General features: G+C 31.3%; 24 protein-coding genes and 3 pseudogenes. 5 read left to right on the forward strand and 22 right to left on the reverse strand.

Features of this window, described 5'->3' with window-relative positions; genetic code table 11:
* Positions 1-311 precede the first annotated feature (311 nt).
* Together I6U51_RS11170 and I6U51_RS11175 are read left to right on the forward strand one after the other, a co-directional pair.
* Positions 312-875 (forward strand): accessory gene regulator B family protein, encoded by a 564-nt coding sequence (locus I6U51_RS11170; RefSeq protein WP_211142729.1) that lies wholly within the window; start codon positions 312-314, stop codon positions 873-875.
* A 37-nt stretch (positions 876-912) separates the two neighbouring features.
* On the forward strand, positions 913-1,056 hold the full coding sequence (locus I6U51_RS11175) for a cyclic lactone autoinducer peptide (protein WP_211142730.1): 144 nt from the start codon (positions 913-915) through the stop codon (positions 1,054-1,056).
* A gap of 9 nt (positions 1,057-1,065) precedes the next feature.
* On the opposite strand, the gene I6U51_RS11180 is transcribed toward I6U51_RS11175, so the two are convergent.
* Together I6U51_RS11180 and I6U51_RS11185 are read right to left on the reverse strand one after the other, a co-directional pair.
* On the reverse strand, positions 1,066-2,331 hold the full coding sequence (locus I6U51_RS11180; protein WP_211142731.1) for a sensor histidine kinase: 1,266 nt from the start codon (positions 2,329-2,331) through the stop codon (positions 1,066-1,068).
* The gene (locus tag I6U51_RS11185) at positions 2,328-3,083 is read right to left on the reverse strand and encodes a LytR/AlgR family response regulator transcription factor (RefSeq protein WP_211142732.1); all 756 of its coding nucleotides are present in this window, start codon (positions 3,081-3,083) and stop codon (positions 2,328-2,330) included. Before I6U51_RS11185 ends, I6U51_RS11180 begins: the two co-directional genes overlap by 4 nt.
* 270 nt (positions 3,084-3,353) lie before the next feature.
* Between I6U51_RS11185 and I6U51_RS11190 the strand changes: the two genes are divergently transcribed.
* Entirely contained in the window at positions 3,354-3,539 is a 186-nt protein-coding gene (locus I6U51_RS11190) for a hypothetical protein (protein WP_211142733.1), read from the forward strand.
* Between the two features lie 222 nt (positions 3,540-3,761).
* On the opposite strand, the gene I6U51_RS11195 is transcribed toward I6U51_RS11190, so the two are convergent.
* From I6U51_RS11195 to I6U51_RS11255, 13 genes and pseudogenes are all read right to left on the reverse strand, one after another.
* The gene (locus tag I6U51_RS11195; protein WP_211142734.1) at positions 3,762-4,889 is read right to left on the reverse strand and encodes a DUF4932 domain-containing protein; all 1,128 of its coding nucleotides are present in this window, start codon (positions 4,887-4,889) and stop codon (positions 3,762-3,764) included.
* A 149-nt stretch (positions 4,890-5,038) separates the two neighbouring features.
* Positions 5,039-6,040 carry a hydrogenase expression/formation protein HypE gene (hypE, locus tag I6U51_RS11200; protein WP_211142735.1) on the reverse strand — a complete coding sequence of 334 codons (1,002 nt, stop codon included), beginning with the start codon at positions 6,038-6,040 and terminating at the stop codon, positions 5,039-5,041.
* A complete protein-coding gene (hypD, locus tag I6U51_RS11205; protein ID WP_211142736.1) occupies positions 6,033-7,112 on the reverse strand; it encodes a hydrogenase formation protein HypD in 1,080 nt (359 codons plus the stop codon). The genes hypE and hypD overlap by 8 nt, the downstream gene beginning before the upstream one ends.
* On the reverse strand, positions 7,102-7,335 hold the full coding sequence (locus I6U51_RS11210; protein ID WP_211142919.1) for a HypC/HybG/HupF family hydrogenase formation chaperone: 234 nt from the start codon (positions 7,333-7,335) through the stop codon (positions 7,102-7,104). Before I6U51_RS11210 ends, hypD begins: the two co-directional genes overlap by 11 nt.
* Complete coding sequence (hypF, locus tag I6U51_RS11215; protein WP_343069640.1) at positions 7,313-9,631, reverse strand: carbamoyltransferase HypF; 2,319 nt, start codon at positions 9,629-9,631, stop codon at positions 7,313-7,315. The genes I6U51_RS11210 and hypF overlap by 23 nt, the downstream gene beginning before the upstream one ends.
* 92 nt (positions 9,632-9,723) lie before the next feature.
* Positions 9,724-10,149 carry a cytochrome b5 domain-containing protein gene (locus I6U51_RS11220; protein WP_211142737.1) on the reverse strand — a complete coding sequence of 142 codons (426 nt, stop codon included), beginning with the start codon at positions 10,147-10,149 and terminating at the stop codon, positions 9,724-9,726.
* A gap of 4 nt (positions 10,150-10,153) precedes the next feature.
* Complete coding sequence (locus I6U51_RS11225) at positions 10,154-10,606, reverse strand: hydrogenase maturation protease (RefSeq protein WP_211142738.1); 453 nt, start codon at positions 10,604-10,606, stop codon at positions 10,154-10,156.
* Entirely contained in the window at positions 10,603-12,018 is a 1,416-nt protein-coding gene (locus I6U51_RS11230) for a nickel-dependent hydrogenase large subunit (RefSeq protein WP_211142739.1), read from the reverse strand. Before I6U51_RS11230 ends, I6U51_RS11225 begins: the two co-directional genes overlap by 4 nt.
* A 9-nt stretch (positions 12,019-12,027) precedes the next feature.
* The gene (locus I6U51_RS11235) at positions 12,028-12,900 is read right to left on the reverse strand and encodes a hydrogenase small subunit (protein WP_211142740.1); all 873 of its coding nucleotides are present in this window, start codon (positions 12,898-12,900) and stop codon (positions 12,028-12,030) included.
* A 337-nt stretch (positions 12,901-13,237) separates the two neighbouring features.
* Positions 13,238-13,378: pseudogene (locus I6U51_RS11240) on the reverse strand (arsenical-resistance protein); the annotation flags it as partial.
* Positions 13,379-13,429: 51 nt separating this feature from the next.
* Positions 13,430-14,014 (reverse strand): annotated as a pseudogene (locus I6U51_RS11245) (ArsA-related P-loop ATPase); the annotation flags it as partial.
* A gap of 46 nt (positions 14,015-14,060) precedes the next feature.
* Positions 14,061-14,477: an arsenate reductase ArsC gene (locus tag I6U51_RS11250; RefSeq protein WP_211142741.1), complete on the reverse strand. Its 417-nt coding sequence runs from the start codon at positions 14,475-14,477 to the stop codon at positions 14,061-14,063.
* Positions 14,478-14,499: 22 nt separating this feature from the next.
* The gene (locus I6U51_RS11255; RefSeq protein WP_343069628.1) at positions 14,500-14,889 is read right to left on the reverse strand and encodes an ArsR/SmtB family transcription factor; all 390 of its coding nucleotides are present in this window, start codon (positions 14,887-14,889) and stop codon (positions 14,500-14,502) included.
* A gap of 303 nt (positions 14,890-15,192) precedes the next feature.
* Here I6U51_RS11255 and I6U51_RS11260 point away from each other — a divergent pair, with 303 nt between their 5' ends.
* Both I6U51_RS11260 and I6U51_RS11265 read left to right on the forward strand, forming a co-directional pair.
* Positions 15,193-17,031, forward strand: coding sequence for an APC family permease (locus tag I6U51_RS11260; protein ID WP_211142743.1), 1,839 nt, complete (start codon positions 15,193-15,195; stop codon positions 17,029-17,031).
* A gap of 81 nt (positions 17,032-17,112) precedes the next feature.
* Positions 17,113-17,562 (forward strand): CBO0543 family protein, encoded by a 450-nt coding sequence (locus I6U51_RS11265; RefSeq protein ID WP_211142744.1) that lies wholly within the window; start codon positions 17,113-17,115, stop codon positions 17,560-17,562.
* Between the two features lie 141 nt (positions 17,563-17,703).
* On the opposite strand, the gene I6U51_RS11270 is transcribed toward I6U51_RS11265, so the two are convergent.
* The 7 genes and pseudogenes from I6U51_RS11270 to I6U51_RS11300 all read right to left on the reverse strand — a co-directional run bounded on the left by I6U51_RS11270 (position 17,704) and on the right by I6U51_RS11300 (position 22,827).
* Entirely contained in the window at positions 17,704-18,198 is a 495-nt protein-coding gene (locus tag I6U51_RS11270) for an arsinothricin resistance N-acetyltransferase ArsN1 family A (RefSeq protein WP_211142745.1), read from the reverse strand.
* Between the two features lie 196 nt (positions 18,199-18,394).
* Positions 18,395-18,976, reverse strand: a complete 582-nt coding sequence (locus I6U51_RS11275) for an SF0329 family protein (protein WP_211142746.1) — start codon at positions 18,974-18,976, stop codon at positions 18,395-18,397.
* Positions 18,977-19,089: 113 nt separating this feature from the next.
* On the reverse strand, positions 19,090-20,013 hold the full coding sequence (locus tag I6U51_RS11280) for an exonuclease domain-containing protein (protein ID WP_211142747.1): 924 nt from the start codon (positions 20,011-20,013) through the stop codon (positions 19,090-19,092).
* 152 nt (positions 20,014-20,165) lie between these two features.
* Positions 20,166-20,756: a TetR family transcriptional regulator gene (locus I6U51_RS11285; RefSeq protein ID WP_211142748.1), complete on the reverse strand. Its 591-nt coding sequence runs from the start codon at positions 20,754-20,756 to the stop codon at positions 20,166-20,168.
* Between the two features lie 50 nt (positions 20,757-20,806).
* Positions 20,807-21,193: a VOC family protein gene (locus I6U51_RS11290; RefSeq protein WP_211142749.1), complete on the reverse strand. Its 387-nt coding sequence runs from the start codon at positions 21,191-21,193 to the stop codon at positions 20,807-20,809.
* Between the two features lie 70 nt (positions 21,194-21,263).
* Positions 21,264-21,547 (reverse strand): annotated as a pseudogene (locus I6U51_RS11295) (DUF4256 domain-containing protein); the annotation flags it as partial.
* A 122-nt stretch (positions 21,548-21,669) separates the two neighbouring features.
* Positions 21,670-22,827 carry a peptidoglycan-binding protein gene (locus tag I6U51_RS11300; RefSeq protein ID WP_246517280.1) on the reverse strand — a complete coding sequence of 386 codons (1,158 nt, stop codon included), beginning with the start codon at positions 22,825-22,827 and terminating at the stop codon, positions 21,670-21,672.
* Between the last annotated feature and the right edge of the window lie 72 nt (positions 22,828-22,899).

The raw sequence follows: 22,899 nt of genomic DNA on the forward strand, positions 1-22,899 counted from the left end.
ATCTCTCCTTTCATTCTTATTTTTTACACTTCCAATTCCGCCTCTAATTCATCAACCTTTTTTGAAATATAACTTAACATTTAATCACCTACTTTTTAATAATATGTAAGAAGCAAAATGTTATATTTTATGTAATTAGTATACCCACGGAAAACTTTTTTAGAGAAAAACCACTTTTTCAATGGTAATTAATCTGACTTCATATTGTACTAAATTTGTAATTTAAATCATATCATTATATAAACAAGCCTCTTTAAATGAATGTATTTTAAAATTATAGTGTTTTTCACTTTATAGGTGGTGCATTGAAAATGATAGATAAATTGGCCCTGCAGCTTACTTCCCTAATTTGTACCGAAGCCTACAACAATGCTAAAGACAGAGCAAGGATACAGTATGGCTTAAGTGTAATTTTAAGTGAAGGATTTAAAATTGTTTTTCTAATACTGTTTTTTAATATAATACATAGACAAAATTTTTTCTATTTTTCCTTACTCATACTGATATCAACTAGGGTGTTTGCTGGTGGAGTACACTTAAAGGGAACTTTGAATTGTTTACTTCTAACAACTCTGCTGCTTATCTTCACAAGTGTGCTGGCACCACTTATTCCTAGACTACCGACAGTATATTATTTACTTATTGGCATAGTTAGTTTTGTAATAGTTTTAGTTAGATCTCCGATATGCAGTGTAAGGAGGCCTATAAAAGATAATAAGAAAAAGCTACAGTATAAGATTGTAGCGGCTCTGTCTGTAGCTTTATGGACTATTATTTTATTATTTTTACAAAGCGCTCCATATGTAAACTGCGGCTTCAGCACTATATTAATACAAAGCGTACAGCTTGTGCTGACTAAAAAGCCGAAGCTATAAATTTTTTAATAAACTTATAAAATAAGGAGGTCACATTATGAAAAAATTAATTAAAAATCTAAAGGGAAAAGGCACTTTATGCTCACTTTGTCTAGCTGTAGCTTCAGTTGTATATACCTTTTACGGCTCCTTCCTTTTTCTTGGCGAGCCTGAAGTTCCAGAATGCATGAAAGGCGAATAGTTGCATAATCTATGACAATTTAATGCTGAAAATTGTATAGTTATTTTCAAAGGATAGTTGAATTCTAGCTCCATAGGATTCAACTATTTGTTTTACATTATACAGCCCATATCCGCGATTCTCCCCTTCTTTAGTAGTATATCCTGCATTAAAGATCTTGCCAATATCATTAAATTCTATTCTTTCCCCTGTATTTCCGATTTCTATAATACAATTCTCTTCCAGATAACCTATATTTAAGAACACTTTTTTCAAATCACTTTTTGAATTTAAAACAGCGTCAAAAGCATTATCCAAAAGATTATTTAAAGTCTCTGAAAGCTCATGATCCTTAAAAGGAAGCTTATAGTCTCCTTGAATAATATACTTAAACTCAATATTGTATTTTGCAGCCTCATTTATTTTATTATAGATAATGGCCGCTACCACTGTATTATCTATTTGAAGTAACTTCTCCATACTCTCCAAGGAAGTATTAAGAGAATTCATATATTGTGTCATGGTTTCCTTTAAATTCTTTTCGTCAGATACTAGAACAAGGCTGTAAACAGTATTCAAATGATTTTTAAAATCGTGCTGTCTCCTTCTTACATCCTCTAATAGCTTTGATATTACAGGAGAGTATTTCTGATAATTCTCCAGTGACTTCTTTATTTCAGTATCTTTCATCTCATATTCAAGCAAAAACAAATTTGCTAGGATGAATACTAAGGGAATGACAAGATACAGCGCAATCTCATCCAAAAACTCATGTCTTTTAAAATTCCATGTCCACTTTGCAATAACTATATACATGAGAAGATTCACGGAAAAAAAGTATATTTTAGAACTTTTCTGCCTAAAAAAAATTCTTAGTTTTTCATAAGATACATATTTATAGATACAAAAACTTAAAAGTATACAGATGAGGTTGCCAATAAGCAAATATATGAAATTATCCTTCACCATATAAGCTTGAATAGAGAATCTAAGCATAATTATTATAGCAAGTTGCATTATACCAAAAATAGCCATAAGCAAGCCGAATTCTAATAATAAATGCTTTATATCTTTTTTAAATGTCAACTTGATAGCTAGAAGCAAAAACAGATAATTAACAAAAAACTGCAAAGGTGGATAAATATTATTTGTAATTAGAACTACTACTGAAGTAAAAAGTATAATGAGAGCACTTTTATATAATCTATTTTCATATTTTTTATTAAACATGTTCCACAGCAACATAAAACTTCCTACTTCTAGAAATATTAAGATGAATATCTTATAATCCTTCATTTATCCCCTCCATCTACAGCATTATTAAACCTGCCTATTATACATTTCTTATAGTTGTTTCCGAGTAGTGCAGTTTTGTCAGTATTATAAAAATAAATCTTGTAAGAAGTTTTATTATTAGTTTTTTCAATTTTATTGATATATTTTATATTAACCAAATAGGATCTATGACACTGAAGGATATTCTTATCATTTATCATTGAATTTAATTTCTTAAGGGATAAATAATCTATGGTAAAGGAACCGTTTATAGTATGAATTATTGAAGTTCTAATAAAGACTTCCACGAAAATTATTTCATTAACAAATATTTTCACCTGGATATTCTTTATGGGAACAATTATGAATTTCTCCCCGATTTCTGCAGCAGCAACCTGTTCCCTGCTGTCTGATAGCAAAAGCTTTGTTATTCCTTGGATGTTTTCCTTATTATAAGGCTTTAATATATAATCATAACAGTGAACCTTCTTAAAGGCTGAAAGCATATATTCCTTGTAAATTGTCACAAATATTATCCAGTTTAGTCTATATCTTTCTATTTTTCTTATTTCAAGAGCAAATTTAAGACCTGATTCATTTTTTAAATTAATATCAACATAGAAAAGATCAATCATCTTTTGCTGGGCTATTTTAAAAGCCTCTGTAGCATTGGTGGTTTCATATACTTGATACATGTCGCCTGATTGTTTTATAATCTCTGATAGGGTTTTCAACTGAATACGATCGTCTTCTAAAACTAATATATTGTACATATATTCATCATACCCCTTTGTATTAATTTATTCTTAATTAAATATTCTATATCCGTTTGGAAATACCTTCCCTGGATTGAATAATTTATTTAATTGAGTTAAAAATTTACACAAATTAATAACAAAAATTGGAGCTTTTATGCAATGTTCAATATGTTCTAAAAGAATATGTGCTACAATTAAGCTATAAAGATATATTTTTTTCTAAATTCTATTCAAGAAGTGAGCGGATTGCACCTATCCATATATTTATAAAAGGAGTGTGGTCTTGTGAATCTAAATTTTATTATTACTATTCTATGTATTACAATGCTGGGAATTGTTGCTATGCTGCTTGGTTTTTGCTATAAACAGGAAATAATGAAAGCGTTGTTTCAATCAAAAACAACTTTAAAAAAAGACGAGCTTTCCTCTGAAGTCACATTAAGTATTGACAAAAAAGAATGCAATAAGTAGCTCTGCCAAGCTTCCTATTGCACCTAAACACAATTATTTCTAATGCCATAAGCAAATTGCACAGTTCCGCAATCCGCTCACTTAAACATTATATCACAAATTTTGGAAACAAATCAATAGATAATTGAAAATTATTTCCTCTTTGGGAAAACCGCCCTTACTTGTGGTGCGATTCACCGTAACGTGTATTACAGGGACTTTCCTTAATTAGTCCAAATGTATTTATTGGTTTGATGATTGTTTAATGGATAATTCTTTAAATAGTTGAACCAGTTCTGGATAAAAATCATTAAATGTAGGATATTTCTCTCGATTATTCTCATATTCTTTTAATTTTTCAGAAATTGCGTTAATATAAATAAATTTCCTGCCAGTGTCCATAGTTATATACTCTTCACTTTTTTCAGTCCCGTAGGTGTTACGTAAAACTCTGTAGCTTATTGATCGTACGATATGTTCATTTACGCAATATTCCCAACTTCCATATGCCTGCTTAGCCATAGTATCTTTTATAGGAGAAAACAAGTTACTGTACTTATTAATTTCATCTATATTTTTTTCAGTTAATGGGTTTACATAGGAGTGTCCAAATTCATGCACTACCATCTGAAAAAACTCTGCATCATCACTTGGTACAACCATAAAATCATATAAATCATACTTTCCGTCTTTTGTTGGTATCCTTACACCATAACCTCCTATTGATAAAGGTTGTATAATAAAGTTATAGCTGTTTTGCTTATACCCATAATAGTTTTGAATCTTGTCTATAATACCAGATTTGTCAATCCTATTTTTCACGTCTAAAACGCATTCATTGTAAAATTCATTATGGCTTATATAAAACTCGTCAAATTTAGAATTCTTCCTAAAATCGGCTAATAATTTAAAGAATTTTAGTAACTTTTCCTTTCCCCCTGCTTTGGTGATAATACTTTCATGTAAAGAGATATTATCTAAAAGCTTTAGATTATCATCAACATACAACATAGAATTAGGAGCTGCGTCATAGGTAAAACCCGTTTTCATCATTTCTTTATATAAAATAATTACCTCTTCATCCTTATACTTTGAAAAGTATTTAGAAATATCATCACTATACTTTTGGGTATCTACATATAAATCTTTCTTTAGAATAACCGGATCATCTGCAAGATACTGAACCACACCGAGCAGTTCAATTTTAGGTTCAATACTCACATTGCATGTACCACTTTTCTTAACTGAATTTGCTATCTTTTCACTGACTTCAATTGTTTTTGTACTATTACTATTTTTACATCCAATACAATTCAATAACATCATACATACTATACCCAAAACCACTATCTTCTTTTTCGTAATCATCATTTACCTCTTAATATGAAAGCTTAATTTATAAAATTACCTTTAATTTCCGAATTATATACAATATAATACCATAAAAGTATACATCATACAACGGATAAAACTCGAGTTTGTAACTAGGTAATAACATCATCGCTCCTTTCAGTTAACTCCTAGCATATCCTTGGCAGCATTTCTCCCTCTAACATATTCAATATTCTTTTACCACCAAGGAAAGTCTTCATATATACCATATTATAAGGCTCTTTAACAAAGCTTCCAATTATCTTTGCTTCCTCACATCCCTCTATTTTTATAATTTCTTCAAGTAAACTATCTGCTGCTTCCTTGCTTACTACTAATATTAACCTTCCCTCGCAAGCCATATATAAAGGATCCAATCCGAGAAGTTCATTTGCAGCTTTCACTTCTTTACGTAGAGGTACACATTCTTCATCTACGCACACTCCTAAGCCCGAAAGACTTGCTATCTCATTTAGAGCTGTGGCTAATCCTCCTCTAGTAGGATCTTTCATAATCTTTATAGAAGGATAGAACCTTTTTAGCTTCATCACAATTTTATTAAGAGGAGCACAATCACTTTCAAAATTCCCCTTAATCTTTATATCATATCTATCAAGTGCTATGGCTGTACCATGTTCCCCGATACCACCAGTTACAATAATCCTGTCTCCTTCTTCAATAGATCTTATACTAAAATCATCTTCTATAATTCCTACTCCAGAAGTATTTATAAAGATTCCATCGCCTCTTCCTTTTTCTACAACCTTAGTATCTCCTGTCACAACTTTAACTCCTGTTTGCATACAGGCATTCCCTATAGATACAACTATACGTTTAAGTGATTCCAAAGGGAATCCCTCTTCAATAATAAATGCCGTACTTAAATATAATGGTTTTGCACCTGACACCGCTAAATCATTTACAGTACCATATACCGCAAGTTTTCCAATGTCTCCTCCCTTAAAAAAAAGAGGCTTTACAACAAATGAGTCTGTAGTAAAAGCCATCCTACCCTGTTTCACAGTAAAGGTTGCTGCATCTATTCCATTAATCAATAAATCATTTCTAAAGTGTTTATAGAAAATACTTTCAATTAGCTCATGAGTATGTTTACCTCCATCACCATGTACTAACTTAATAATATCATTCATGCTCAATCCTCCTTTGATATTTATAGAATATAGCACAGGACCCCTCAGAGGATACCATGCAAGGTCCTAGTGGAGATTCAGGGTTACAGGAAGTTCCAAACAATCTACATAAACTAGGTAATTTTCGTCCTAATAGTATCTCACTACAAATACAGTTTTGATCATACATATTCTCTTTTATATCAATATCAAATTTTTTTAAGCTGTCAAAGTCCTCATATTTATCTTTAATGTGAAATGCAGAATTTTCTATATTACCTATGCTTCTCCACTCTGAATTATGTAATGAGAACACTTCCTCCATCAGCTTATTTGCAAATAAGTTTCCCTGTGGAGTCACACATCTTTTATATAAATTTTCAAAGCTTCTTTTTTTACTGTCATGTTGCTGTACTAGGAAATATATAGCTCCCAATATATCTAGTGCCTCAAAACCTGCAACCACCGCTGGAATATTATATTCTTCTGATATAAATCTAAAGTACTCAGCCCCTTTAACAACTGCAACATGTCCTGGACAAATTATTCCACCTATTTCATGATGTTTATTTTTTAGTATTCTATCCATGACTGGCTTCATAGATTTTAAGCTTGTAAGAAAAGAAACATTGCCGATATTATTCTTTTTAGCTGTTTCTATTGCTAGAGCGACTAAAGGTGTTGTGGTTTCGAAGCCCATAGCTAGAAATACTACTTCTGCATTTCTATTTTCTTTTGCGATTTGGAGAACTTCTAATGGTGAGTATACAATTTGAATCTTTTTTCCTTTTTCCCTCTGATTGATTAAATTTTCGCTGCTTCCCTTTACTCTCATCAGATCTCCAAAGGTTGTCAAAATAACATTTTCTTTATTTAAAAGCTCTATTGCTGCATCTATATATGAAGTGGGAGTAACACATACAGGACATCCTGGTCCGGATAATAAATTTATTTTAGGAGAAACCAATTCTCTTATACCTAGTTTTGATATGACCTGAGTATGGGTACCGCATACTTCCATAATGTTTAAATCCTCTACAGATGATGCTTGTATATCTTTAACTAACTTAGCCATTAAACTCTTATCCTTCATAACTATCCTCACTGTTGATTGCTTCTTTAAGTACCTCTTGTAGATAATTAAAATAATTTATATCAATTTTTTGTATACCACATCCTGCATGAACTAAAATATAGTCTCCTACGTTAACTTTTTCTATAAGCTGTATATTTACGCTGCTCTCTAGCCCCATGATATCTACAGCAGCATAGTCTCCATCAATGTTTATAATTTTAGCTGGTATGGCAAGACACATCTGCTCTCTCCTCTTTCTCAATAATAGCATCTGCAATAACTAACTGCCCAAAAGATATTCCACCATCGTTAGTTGGAATTTGCTCGTTATAAAAAATTTGAAACTGTTTTTCTTTTAACCTTTGATATATATTTTTAAGTAAATATTGATTTTCAAATACTCCCCCACTAAGCACTACCTTATTAAGGCTATAACATTTTCCTATTTTACAAACTAAATCCTCAGTAAAAGCTACTATGGTATTGTGAAATTTAGCTGATATTACACTAGCAATTTCACCATCTTTTAAATCCTTTAGTACTCCATCTATGATACTTTTGTAATCTATTTGATACATATTATTTTTCGCATATATATCATATTTATAATGCTCAGTAGTTGAGTTATCAGCGATGTTTTCTAACTCAATAGCAGCTTGAGCATCATAAGTAATGCATTTTCTAATTCCTATTAATGCAGCAACACAATCAAATAAACGTCCCATACTTGAAGACTTATAACAATTTAGGCCTAAACTTAAAGTCTGCTTAACTAGTTCTACTTTTTCCTTTTCTTCCTCATTAATAAAATTTAATTCATCATATCCTATGGAATATAGATAACTTAAGGCACATCTCCATGTTTCTCTAATAGCTTTGTCTCCACCTTGTATTGATACATATTTGAGATGAGCTACTCTTTTAAAGGAGTCTCTTGTGCCGATAAAAAATTCTCCACCCCATACAGCTCCATCTATACCTAGTCCAGTTCCATCATAAATAACTCCTATAACCGGTTCATAAATATCATGTTCGGCCATGCAGCTAACCATATGAGCATGATGATGCTGCACTGAAATTTTTCTTACCTGTTGTTTATTTGCATAATAAGTAGATAAATAGTCGGGATGCTTATCATGTGCAAATACTTCAAGCTGTATATCTAACAAATTAGTAAGATGCTTTATAATATACTGGTAATTTTTAAATACATCTAAATACCTTAAGTCTCCTAAGTATTGGCTCATATATACATAGCCATTTCGTGACACACAAAAGGTATTTTTTTGTTCTGCACCTAAGGCTCCAATATTCCTTTTTATCCGTAAATTTATTCCATAGGGACTATATCCTCTAGCTCTTCGAATTACAGCTTCCTTATCAAAAACTACCTTTACAACAGAATCATCAATTGGTACGTGTATTTCTCTATCGTGTATTAAAAAATAGTCTGCAACCTTCCTTAGGTGATCTATAGCTTCATTATTTTTATACCGAATAGGTTCTCCGCTTATATTTCCGCTGGTCATAACAATAACTTCTATATCCTCTTCAAATAACAAATAATGCAGCGGAGTATATGGAAGCATAATACCAAGTTTATTTTGCTTAGCTGCTATATTTTGCGGCAACTCACATAGTTCTTTTTTATTAACTAGCACAATAGGCCTTTTATTATTTGTTAAAACTTTTTCCTCAGCCTGCGATATTTCACAATACTTCCTTGCAGTCTCCAAATCTTTCATCATCAATGCTAATGGTTTATGAGGTCTTTTCTTTCTTCTTCGAAGCTCTTCTATAGCTTCTTCATCTTTACCGCTACAAACTAAATGGAAGCCTCCTATACCCTTTATGGCAATAATTTTACCCTGCTTTATTAATTTGCTAGTTTCTAAAACAGGATCATCACATTTTATAATCTCTTTTTTATTATTTATTAAAGTAAGAGTTGGTCCACACTTTTCACAGCAATTGGGCTGTGCATGAAAACGCCTACTCATTGGATTCTCATACTCTGCTTTACAACTTGAACACATTTCAAAAGACCTCATTGTGGTAGTCTTCCGGTCATAGGGTAAAGCTTTAATAATAGAATATCTAGGTCCACATTCTGTACAATTAGTAAAGGCATATCTATACCTGTCCGTTTTCTTTTTCATTATATCTTCAATGCACTTAGGGCATGTTCCAACATCTGGTGAAACGAATTTTATCTTGCTTAACTTTTCTGTGCTTTCCTTAATGCTAAAGTCTTCATAAGGTGAACCTTCAAGAGAAATGCATTCCACTTTTTCTATTTTTGCTAAAGATGGCGGCTCCTTAATAAGACTTAGTATAAAGCTTTTAAGGTTATCTTTTATTCCGCTGCAATCTATAACAACTGTGCCACCAGCATTGTTCACCCAACCATTTATCAGATATTCTTTAGCTTTTTTATATACAAAAGGCCGGAATCCTACTCCTTGTACAATGCCATATATTTTTAATAAATACCTTTTTTTATCATTAAATGATTTACTATTTTTCAGATATATCACCTTCAATACTTCGAATAACTTCTACCTAGCTATCTTCTTCTTAGAAGTTTGATATTTTATCTAATAATCTTGTATCAAGCATTTTTAATTTCTCATTTCTTTAAGGTTCCTACTTTAGGAAGATTGCTTAAAACTATTGATACACCTAAATGACAACTTGAAAACTGTTTTGTTAAATCTTTTCCAGCATATAAACCAAAATGAGTTCCGCCAGCCCAAGTTATATTCATACTAACATCATATACCACTCCGTTAACAGCAACATAGGCTAGCATTCCACCTTCTCCATTGTATTTTGCCAGTTCTTCTATAGTAAATTCTCTTTGCTTTTCTAAACTTTCCCGATTACTAGTGCATCTTTCCTTAATATCTTCTAAAGTTTTTATCTCTCTTTGCAATAAATTTAGATAATAATTTCTTTGGTATGGATATAAGCTAAAGATTGTTAATTGTCTGTAGTAATATATTTTAGCTCGAATACAATAGAGCTTTTGTGATAACTCACATTTTTTATTCATTGTTTTACTCCCTATTTTTCAAAATACTCCTTACAATATTTATAGTTTTTTCAGAAATCATATGGATGTTATTTGCTAAAACTTCACTTAAGCCTAAATTAAAATCCACATCACTTATTTCAATTCCAACAATATATCCTTCCACATCTTTATAATTCAGGTTTATTAAATCCAACAACCCAAAATTATGCTGACTATATTCTTTTTTAAAGGATTTATATTCTCTAATAGGGCAAAGGGTTATTTCTCCTGGCTTTTTACCATAATAGGCTCCATCTAAAATAAATATATAATCCCCTTCCTCTATCATAGAAATACAATAATTAAAATCAGTTTCTCCTATTATAACTTCTATGTTGTCTTCTTCTAGTTCATGCTTTATTTTTTCTGCAACAGCAATACCTATACCGTCATCACCCATTAAAATATTGCCTATAGCTATAACTTTAACCTTCATACCAAAATCTCAATTCTTATTGGTTCTTGATTATTCCCTGCTATGTGTGTGGCACAAGATACGCATGGGTCAAAGGACCTAGCTATTCTTCCTACCTCTATTGGTTGATTTGTATCATTTATTTTAGAGCCTATTAATGCTTTTTCCAGAGCTCCAGGTATGCCTTTATTGTCCTTAGGCGATAAATTCCACATTGTAGGCGTAATAACATCATAATATTTTATAACCTTATTCTCTATTTGTACCCAATGACCCAAAGTACCCCTAATGGTGTCAATTAAACCCACTCCCAAGGCTTTATCTGGAATTTTATATGCCTTTTGATTATTTCTTTTTAATTGAATTCTTTCCGTTAGCTTCTCCATTATTTGGACTATTTTCTTTGCTTCTATTACTCTAGCTATATTTCTATCCATGCAGGAGTTTCCTCTGATATACTCTCCTGTAAGCATAAGCCTTGCTAAAGGTCCTACCTCCATAGGCATACCATCATAACGAGGTGCTTTTATAAAAGTATAGGCACCTGCTTTTGCTATATCTACTTCTTCAGCATTACCTTCTCCTGGTATTTCTACATCTTTGTCATTTACATACCATGCATGTTTAATACTTTCTGTAATTTTGCTAGGATCAAGAGGATGTTTTTTCCCAGCTATCATAACTGATGGAGCTACGTAACTTATTTCAGGATCTGAATATCTATCAAAAATTCCATAGCTCATAAAGTTTGGATAAGATATTCCTTTTTCAAAATAATCGGGATAATACTGAGAAATAATGTTTATATCATTTATCATAGAATTATTAATAAACTGCTTAAGTTCCGATATAATTGACTTAATTTTTATTAATTTAGATGAATCAATATTGACAGTAACCCCTCCAGCAAAAATACCATGGCTATGTGGTGCTTTTCCACCTAATACAGCTAATCCTTCATGTGCTAATCTGCTATATTTAATGTTTTCCATATAATTTTCTATAATTTTTTTACTTAATGCCTCAGGAATCCTAAAATCAACATATCCCTGAGGAGATATTGGCTTAATATCAGGCATTTTAACAAAACTAGGTACTGTAAAATAATAAAACTGCCTCATATGATTGTGTAGAAATTCAAAGCCGTGAATTAAATCACGAATATAAGAATCATTTATATCTACCTCTAGTTTTAAAACATCCTCTAGAGCTAGTGATGAAGCCATAGCGTGGGAGGTGGAACATATACCGCATATTCTTTCCGTAAAGTATATAGCATCTAAAGGCGATCTACCTTTAAGCATTTTTTCAAAGCCTCTATATAGCAAACCACTAGTCTCTGCATTTACTATAATATTTTTATCTACTTCTACTTTTATTTCTAAAAAACCACTTATTCTAGTTACAGGATCAATTTTAATAGTTCTACTCATAGCTTCCTCCTAATATCTTACAAAGGGTTCCATGCCATCAGGAAAATATGCCTGTGAACACCCAATGCAATTAGTATTGACCCCTATAGGCCAATTAACGTGGCCGTTCCATTGTCTTCTTGGGCAATCTGTCTTGGTAACAGGACCTCTACAGCCTAGTTTAAACATGCATCCTTCATCCCCAAATTTTTCTGAAAATATTCCTTTATCGAAGAATCCTCTTCTCGTACAATTATCATGAATAGTCACCCCATAAAATAAAAGAGGTCTTCCTTCATTATCTACCTCTGGCATACCATAACCTACTAAATGAGCTATAGTTCCAACTACCCAATCAGGATGACAGGGACAACCTGGCAGTCTTATCACATCTCTATTTATAACTTCCTGCACACTTTTACATCCCGAGGGATTAGGCTTTGCAGCAGAGATTCCACCATGAGAGGCACATGTGCCAACTGCAAGCACATATTTCGCCTTTTCTCCTGCAGTTTTTATTGCCTCCAAAGCTGTGATTGATTTGCCTTTATAATTAGCGATAATGTTATAATAGCCATTTTCCTTAGTTGAAACTGCACCATCAACTAAAAGTATAAATTCAGTATTTAATGTTTCTAGGAATTGTTCAAAAGCAAACTCGCCTTCCGCTCCCATAAGTGTGTTATTGTAAGTTAAATTCACCAATTGAGTTAGTATATAAGTTAGATCTGGGTTTTCACTATTAAGAAAAGATATGATATTTCCAGAACAGCCTGTAACTTCAAGCCACATTGCATTTAGTCTAAGAGCTCTATTGCTATTAATTAGTTCTATTGCCTCTTGAGTAAGTCTCCTTGATGTAGTATTCTTTACTTCTATTAAAGGACATTGTAGTTTTTGCAATACCCCAATCCCTCCGATTTATTACTGATTATTTGATAAATTCCATGGCAACATAATTATCTTCATAATATGCTAGAAAATTTATTTACCTTTAAAAATTATATAAATAGAATTTTTAATATATGCATTAAGATTTATAATTCCTTACTTCATTTATTTCATAGCAAAAGCAAACAATAAAAACGTTTTATTTGAACAAATGATAAAATAAAGACTTCTATATTTTTAATTCTGCTGTTCACGTGTTCACCCATAATCTCCTTTGTCAACTGCTATTATATAATTTATTAAGTTAAAAAAGGCCAGCACAAGCTGACCTTATTAATATTTACTTTAATTATTCAATTTCTGTATTCTTTTTATAGTTAAAATATTTTCTTCCCCAAGCCAAAGCTACATTAACAAGAGCTATCATTACCGGCACCTCAATAAGTGGACCTATAACTACAGTAAAGGCCTCTTTTGATTCGATTCCAAATTATGAATTTTTAGTATACCACTCAGTTCAATTTTGTAGTGAATTTATTTTTTAATTAATCAAATCTGATAATCTTTCACCTTTTACTTCTTCTGGTTTCCATTCAATAACTGCAAAGTTACCCTCAGAAATCTCATTTACTTTATTTATCCAAGTTATCTCATTACTTGCTTTAGCCTTAAGAATTATATTGCTGGTATTCGTTGCGAGCAGACTAGAATTTATAACCCACCATTTACTATTGATTCCTGCCCTATTTAAATCCTCTTCTAATCTCATAGCTTCATATACAGGTGTAGTTTCAGCTAAGGTTACAATAATGGTCTCTGTTTCATTAGAATTCCTAAGTCTAGGTAAAAGCATTTTAACTGATTCAGGTATATCCCCCTGTGAACGCTGTATCTCTTTGTGATAACTTTGAGTAGAGTCAAGAAGTAAAAGTGTATGGCCTGTTGGTGCTGTGTCTATGACAACTACTTCATTTTTTGATCTCTCAACTATTTCCGCAAAAGCTCTAAACACTGCAATTTCTTGAGTACAAGGAGATCTTAAATCTTCTTCTAAATAAGCTATATCTTCCTCACCCATGTTTTCGTCAACTTTACTTAAAACTTCTTTCTTATACTTTTCTAATTCTATTAACTTATTTTTTTATTTCTTTAAATGCTATAAATAATTAAACTTAACTATTCAAATCAATTTCATTATTTTTAATTCTTCTTGCTAAATCTTTCACTTTTTCTTCAATAGCCTTTGCTGTCATTATAAATTCTTCATCGCTTTTGTCTGAAGGATCATCCAATCCCCAATCTTCTACATGTTTTGCAGGTAAAAAGGGACAAACTACATTACAGCCCATCTTTACAACTATATCTATCTTTGGTATATCTTCAAGTAATTTAGACTTTTGAGTTTCATTCATATCCACTTTATATAAATTCTTAATTATTCTTACTGCATCCTGATTTATTTGAGGTCTTAGCTCCGTTCCTGCCGAATAAGATTCAAAAACATCAGATGCAAATAGTTTTCCTAGTGCCTCTGCCATTTGAGACCTACAAGAATTGTGAACACATATAAATGCTACTTTAGGCTTCATGAAATTATCCTCCGTAATATATTTATTTTAAATTAATATCAAGGCAAACTCTGCCTTCTTTTATATCTTCACACCCTAGATTACTGCTTTTATATTTTTTTAATCTCTCGTAATCTTTACTACATTGTTCTAATTTAATAGCCTGTTCCTCTATTATCTCTTTTAAAAAAGGAAATTCCTTAACTGTATCTTCATTTATTTTGTAATATACGTATTTAGCAACCTTATAGTACTCAAGTATACTTGCACTAGTTAACTTATTTAAGTGCCTTGATGCATTTGACTGGTTGATATCAAGCAACAGCTCTATCTCACAAACACATAACCCTCCGTCCTTTAGTATATTTAGGATTCTTATACGTGTTTCATCTGCTAGTGCCTTCATCACTTGTATTAAATCCAAAATGTTCACCCCTTCATATTATCATATTCGATTATAATCATATGATACACAATAATATTATATTCTACAACCTATTTTCTGTAACTTAGCATAAATTTAACATTAGGCTTTGTTTCGGAATGATGTTAAATATCCATGATATGATAATTAAGACGCATTTGTAAAATATTACGGCATAAAAATACTACAAAATTTAAAATCGAAAATTTATATGAATAAATCAAAAAAAATAAAGTAAAACAAACCAAAATTATATAAATATGGATTATAATAAAAATAAACTATATTATATTATCATTTTAGAGGTGTAAGATGAACATTAATTTATCCAAAATTCTTATTGGCAAGAGTTTAAGAACAGATGAACTTAAAGATGAAAAGTTCAATGTATTTTGGGGACTACCAATTTTATCTAGTGATGCTATATCTTCTGTAGCTTATGCTGGTGAAGAAATTTTATGGGTTTTAGTTCCTATAATAGGGCTTCTGTCTTATAAATATATGTTTTATGCAGCTCTATGCATAGTATTTTTAATGTTCTTACTAGTATTTTCTTATAGACAAACTATAGATAGCTATCCAGATGGCGGTGGATCTTATATAGTTGCTAAAGATAATTTAGGGACAATACCAGGATTAGTTGCAGGATCAGCTTTATCAATTGACTATGTGTTAACAGTGGCTGTTAGTACCTGTGCAGGAACAGCAGCTATAACCTCTGCAATACCCTCATTACTTGTGCATAAAGTATTCATAACAGTTGCACTTATTATAATTATGACTTTGGGAAATTTAAGAGGTATTAGAGAGTCTTCAAAGATTTTTGGAATTCCAACATATCTTTTTATGATTTCTGTAATAGGAATGATTGTGTTTGGAATTATAAAGGTTCACATATTGGGGTATACTCCTAAACCTAGTTATACAATACCAAATGTTTCAGGAGATATAACTTTATTTCTATTTTTAAGAGCCTTTGCTTCAGGATGTACAGCATTAACTGGTGTAGAAGCAGTTAGTAATGGTATTCCAAGTTTTAAAGAACCATCGCAGAAAAATGCTAAGATAGTTTTAGAATTATTGGCATTAGTAATATTGATGATATTTGGAGGAATCTCTTATTTAGCAACTTTGTATCATGCAGTACCTAATTTAGAGGTTACTGTGGTTGCGCAGATTGCTTATCAGGTATTTGGAACAAGCATATTCTTCTATGTAATTCAAATAACTACAGCAGTCATACTTATAATGGCAGCTAACACTGCTTTTGCAGGATTACCTTTACTTTTAGCTCTTATGGCTAAAGATAAATTTATGCCAAGACAATTTAATAAAAGAGGAAAAAGATTAGGATTCTCAAATGGAATCATAACATTATCATTATTTGCATGCTTGCTTGTTATTGCCTTTAGAGCAGATACTCACCTGCTTATGCCATTATATGCTGTAGGAGTGTTTATATCTTTCACTTTATCTCAGGCTGGTATGTTTACTAGATGGGTTAAAAGTAAAAAACGCGGATGGAGGCACAAAGCTTTTATAAATGGTCTTGGATGCTTAGTAAGTTTTGTAACTGTAATTATAATAGGAGTTACAAAATTCTTACATGGTGCGTGGATAGTATGTATACTTGTTCCTTTAATAGTTAGAATTATGCTTAAAATAAATAAACACTATAGTATAGTAGCAGAACAATTGAGGCTTAGTATATATGAAAAACCAAAGCATATAGATTTAGCAGAACAAAAAAGATATGTTATAGTTCCAATTGATACTTTAAATAAATCATTCTTAAAGGCATTAAATTATGCGAGAACTATATCTAACAATATAATACTTTTTCATGTATCCGTTGATGATGTGGCTACCGCAAAACTTCTAAAAAAATGGGATGAATATGGTGTAGGTATTCCTATAGTTGTAAAAAAATCACCTTATAGAAATATAGTAACTCCTCTTGTTAAATTTATAGAATCAGAGGAATATGCAGCAGGACCTATGGATACAGTTACTGTTGTAATGCCTCAATTTGTAGTAGAGAACTGGTGGGGGAATATACTTCATAACCAAACTTCTCTTTTCACAAGAACTATGCTTTTAAAAGAAAGAAATATTGCTATAGTGACAGTTCCATATATAATAGAAGAATAAGAAAACTACAAACATCTAAATACGTATTATGCCAGATAATATAATGCATACTATTACTAAAGATTCAAATGGAGTGATTATATGATATTAAATATTATAGCTGGATTTATAATTCCTTGGTTAACTGGTATAATACTATATTCTAAAGACAAAAGATTATTATTAATTACTGCTCCATTCCAAAGTTCAATGGCATTTGCTATTAATGTTATCGGTTATAACAAAAACTATTGGAATCTATACCCTTTTGAATTAGAACATATATCTGCTATACCATTCGATACAGGTTTATACCCTATCCTTGGTGTATGGATGTTATATTTAATCAAGACTTCAAAGCTAAATGCTTATTTCATTATTTTATTTTTCACAATCGCTACTACTTTTTTAGAATTTTTAGGTATTGTTACTGGTAGAGTATTTTATGCTCATGGTTGGAATATATTCTATACCTTTTTATCATATCTATTACCCTATGTTCTAGCTTACTTGTACTATTTATGCCTTAAAAACAATAATGTTTTTAATTAAAATTAAATTATGAATCAAAGGGAGCTCTTGGCTTCCTTTACCATATGTTCTAAAACCACTAACATTCTTGATTAGAACCTAACATTAAAATAAGCTATTAAAGGACATAAACTTTATTTCTCCTTTAATAGCTTAATTAACTTATAAAAGTTTTTCCATTATAGTAATATTAACAAACTTACCGTCAAGTATCCCCTGATTCATGTAAGTCCCAACTTCCCTAAAACCAGCAGATTTATATAACTTTTTTCCTATATCATTGGACTCAAAAGTGCTTAAAACTAACTTATTAAAATTTTGTTTTTTAGCAACTTCAATTAAATAATTCAGTATTTGTTTACCTAATCCTTTTCCTCTCATATTTCTTTCCACATAGATTGAAAGATCACCAACACCGCTGTAGCAGCATCTTGAATTAAACACATTTATAGAAGCCCATCCTCTAACTGTACCTTCACAATCTTCAATTACTATAACCTTATATCTGTCGCCTCTTGTATTAAGCCACTCTTTCATTTCTTCCGTGTCTCTTAACCTAGTTTCTAGTGTAGCAATCCTATCTTCAATACCTTGGTTATAAATATTAGTTATAGATACTATATCCTCAATTCTTGCTTCCCTCATAATATAACTCATTTATATGTCTCCCTATTTATTTACCTTAACATGTGCTCCTGTATAAGCACCGTCAAGTAATTTAGTATCAATTTGTCTATATACTTTCTTTAACAACATTTATTTTTCTTTGCTACATCTATAATCAACTATAGGCTCTCAAGCACTTGATCTCTTTCATTTTCAAGTATTCCAAGGTTTCTAACAAGAACTCTAATCAGTTCCCCATATCAAAAGTACTAAGCCGCAATTCATAAAAATATTGTACAATTGGGTGCTTCAACTTCATTTTCTCGGCCATGTTTAAAAGTCGCTTTTTTCCCACTCGTCTGTCCACCAAGGCCAGAATATTCAATAAGATATCATTACTCTCTAGACTTTCTTCTATAGACATAGTTAAAAATCTATTTGCTACAACATTAAAATTTGATTTGCTTAATGCTGACTGTGCGGATAGCATTTCCTTTGCATATTCTGATATTTTTCTATTTCTTGCAATTACTTTTAACCGATCCACTGGGACTGCCCCATTTGTACCTTTTCTGACCATTTCAATTTCCTCACTATTGATAGGAATTTGAATATCCGAATCATTCTTTATTTCCTGCTCTGTCTGATACCATCTGATTAAGGTACTTGTATCACTCATATTGAATATCTTCTTTTTATCTACTTTAATATAGCATTGCCCCGCTTTATCAGATAAATATCGGTAGCTAGTGGCAGTATATTCTACTCTGCCATATAATGCAGGGCAAAGAAAACTCTCTAGACTTTGCTTCATTTTGTTCCAAGCCATGAATCCCTCCTATGAATTAACATTCTAAATTAATATATCTAAGGGGCTGCCATACTAATGATTTAAAAATTATTAGTATGGACAGCTCCTTTTCTATCTTCAAAAATTTCAAGCTATTTTCGTATTTTCAAAAAGTCTTCTTCATTTAAAAACTTTATATTCTGTCCTTTTGTATTTAAGTCTGTTGCTTTTTTAAGCTTATTACTCATTTCTTCTCTACGTAAATCTTTTATATCCTTTACATTAGTCACTAAAATTGTTGTGTTTCTTGTAACAGAACTTCCTGTGCTTCCACCAAGTCTTCTAACTAACCTCATTGCTTCATCTCTGGACATAGAATTTAACTTCCCAGTAAATACCACAACTTCATTTTTAAATGCATCATATTCTAATGTTTCAAATTTATTTTCTTTTTTAGGATTATTAATTCTATTAGATATTTTGAGAACTCTGCCTTTAGTTGACGATGGTTTATATCCATTACTAGCCACAGTTCCAATAGTTACACCTATTAATCTAGATATTTCGCTAATATCCTTACACTTTAATTCTTCTGATATATTAAGCAATACATTGCTACAGGCAAGCGCATCATATAGCGCATCATGGTGTTTAAACTCATATCCTAAAAAATCATTTACTGTATTCAATTTTGCATTTTCAAGGCCTTTATAAAAATTTCTAGCAAGTTTCATTGTACAAATATATTCAAAACTAGGCAGTTCTATTTCATAAAGCTCTGCACTCTTTCTTAAAACTGATATATCAAAGGAAGCATTGTGTGCTATTACTAAATTTTCATTAAAATGATGCTTAATCTTCTCCCATACTTTATCAAATTCTGGTTCATTCTCAACCATAGCTGGTCTTATTCCATGGATTCCAATATTAATTGGCATAAATCTCATTTCCTTAGGTCTTATTAAATGATGTATTTTTTCTATAACATGTCCATTTTTCACAACCACAATACCAATTGAGCATGGACTATTTCTTTTTTCATTTGCAGTTTCAAAATCTATAGCTATATAATTCATTTCTTTTCTCCCTAATATTATAATAAATAAAGTTATATTCTAGCATATAATTTTATTTATTATAATGAGCATTAACTTAATGATATTTAATAGTCCAGCCCCTTTTATAATTTCCTGCTCCGTAAATAAGCTTAAGACAGCTTCATTTAAAATTATGCTTTTAGTTCATCATAAAAACTATCCCATAAGCTTATTAAAGTCTTGCCTATATCCTCACTGTTTCCACTAAAGATGCTCTGCATCTCAACACCGCTGGAAGAGCTTATGAACATGTTTGCTATTTGTTCATCACTCATAGGAGAACTAATTTCGCCTTTTTCTCTTGCAGTGTGAATAATATTCTTCCAACTACTTAGTTGAACATCTTTAGACTTTTGCAATCTCTCCTGAAAATCCGGAAAAAGTTTTATAGCATCAAAAATTAGAGAAATATAATTAAAACTTGGTACACTGCCTTCCTCGTTTTGTTGCTTCAAATTTTCTGCATAATAATTAATATAATCAATGTAAAAATGATAAAGGGAGTCTTTACTAAATTGGTCATAGGGAACGTCTAAAACAGAAGAAAACACATCATTGACCAATTCGAGAAAAAGTTGCTCTTTACTTGTAAAATAGTGATAAAAAGCACCTTTGGACAGCCCTGTCTTTTCTACTATCTCTTTAAGAGTAACTTCTTTGAAACTCTTTTGTAGAAAAAGTTTAAAAGTAACATCCAAAATATGTTTTCTTGTATTTTTCACACTGTCCCACCTTTCCTCTGAATTTTTTCAATTTGGTAAGGGGAATTATCTTAATCAACTAGCACTTGATGAATTTGTATGAGGTTACCACAAGTATCATTAAATACAGCAATAATAGCTCCTACTGATTTTGTTGGCTTTATAGTAAACTCAACGCCCAGTTTCACCAACCTTTCATACTCCTTCTCAACATCTTCCACGGCAAAGGATGTTGCTGGTATGCCCTGAGCAAAAATGCCTTTTTGATATGTCTCAGAAACAGGGTTATCATTTGGTTCAAGAAGCAGTTGTGTACCTTCCGGTTCGTCAGATGATGTAACTGTTACCCAATTTACTTCAGGTATATGTACTTTCTTCACAAACCCCAATACCTCAGTGTAGAACTTAAGAGCCTTATTGGTGTCATCTACAAACACACTAGCTAATTCAATTTTCATATCATCTTCCTCCTTAATATATTGGTATTCTTTTTAAATCGTATTTAACAAAAAAGTAATTATTATGAAGCTACTTTAAATACCGACCATTCGGTATGTTCAAATAGTAACATTGTGATTTACTGTTGTCAAGGATATTATTTCTTGTTTGAAATACATTATGATACACGAAGACATTGCCGTAGCGGAAATCAGCAAAGATGGCACCGCCGAGTTTTCTAATCTCAGAAGGTGTTTTCAACCAGCTCGACGTCTTCATATCAAAATTCCCAAGTTTTGCAGCTCGCGATATTGTTCTTCCGTTAGAAGTTCAATGCCCATGGCATCTGCCATATCAATAGCGCTATTTTCCGGATAAAAAATATAATATTATGTAATCTTTGTATTGGTTTGATAAATAAGCAGTCAATTTACATAAAAACTATAAACTGACTGCAAAAAAACCTTAATTCACTTTTAAGTCTATATATTTCACTTTATTTTAGTTCTACACTATTTCTTAAATCTACCGTAAAAGCTTCACCTTTTTCCATTATAATATGACCCGAAGCATATGGTTCACCTTCTACAGTTAGATAGACTTTATTTACACCATAATATCTTCCAAGAGTATTAGTAATACTTTGCAAAATCATACTTTCATAATCATAGCCTGCATTCATTTCACTAACAAATTCCTTTGTAAAATCTACATAAACCATATTATCCTGGTTTAAATATAGACTTTTTATTTTTGCATTAGGGCTAAGAACTTTGTTTACATTCCCATTTGGTAAATCTTTATAAGCTGCTTCTATTTTTATTCTTGTTATATCATTAGTTTTAAAATTTAGTTGCTTGTATACAAAATTAAGCTTACCATCATTTACATTAGGATAATAAAATTCTAATGATTTAGTAGCTAAAACATTATCCTCTATTTTGCTCAATGAGGATGAAATCTGACTAATATTCGATATAAAAACTGTTTTGACTAAACCAACATTTGGTGCATAATAGTCTAGAGTATAACCGTCCTTACTCTCTGTAGTAACCTCAATTGTTTTATATTTACTTAAAGGTGTGATTACTTCAACATCAATATTTGAGATACGTCGTTTTCTATTATCCGCTAGAGTCCAGGTAGTTCCTTTTATTATTGGCTCTTTTAACAAAATTTCTGGATTACTATTAAGACTTTGGGTTAAATTCTCTCTATAATAACATCTATCTCTAGATAGTAGCATAGTCAAATTGTCATCTTTATTTTCTAGCACCTTAACCATTTCTGTACCACCGTTATTAATTCTTAGTTGAACACGATTTTCAGTTAAATAATCTACTAAAACGTTGTAAGAAGCATACCCTTCTCCATTACCCTCATAAACATATTTTGTATTTTCTTTATAAGAAAAATACTCCTTAATAGTAGGTGGTGATTTAAGTGCGTTATAAATAGCATTCCAAGTGTTATCCCCCACGATTCCATCCACGACTAATCCTTTATCTTTTTGAAATAATCTAACAGCTGTTTCGGTTTTAGAGCCGAATATTCCATCTATTGGTCCTGGGTTATAGCCAATGTTAGTTAATGATTGTTGAAGGTACCTTACATTGTCACCTGTACTTCCCATTTTTAAAATAGATCGTACCATTTTATCTTCCTCCTATTGTATAACTCATTTGTAGAAAATAATTAATGCTATTATAGTCAAGGCTACTTGGCA

This window comes from Clostridium aciditolerans, from assembly GCF_016316925.1.
Taxonomy (GTDB): domain Bacteria; phylum Bacillota; class Clostridia; order Clostridiales; family Clostridiaceae; genus Clostridium_AM; species Clostridium_AM aciditolerans.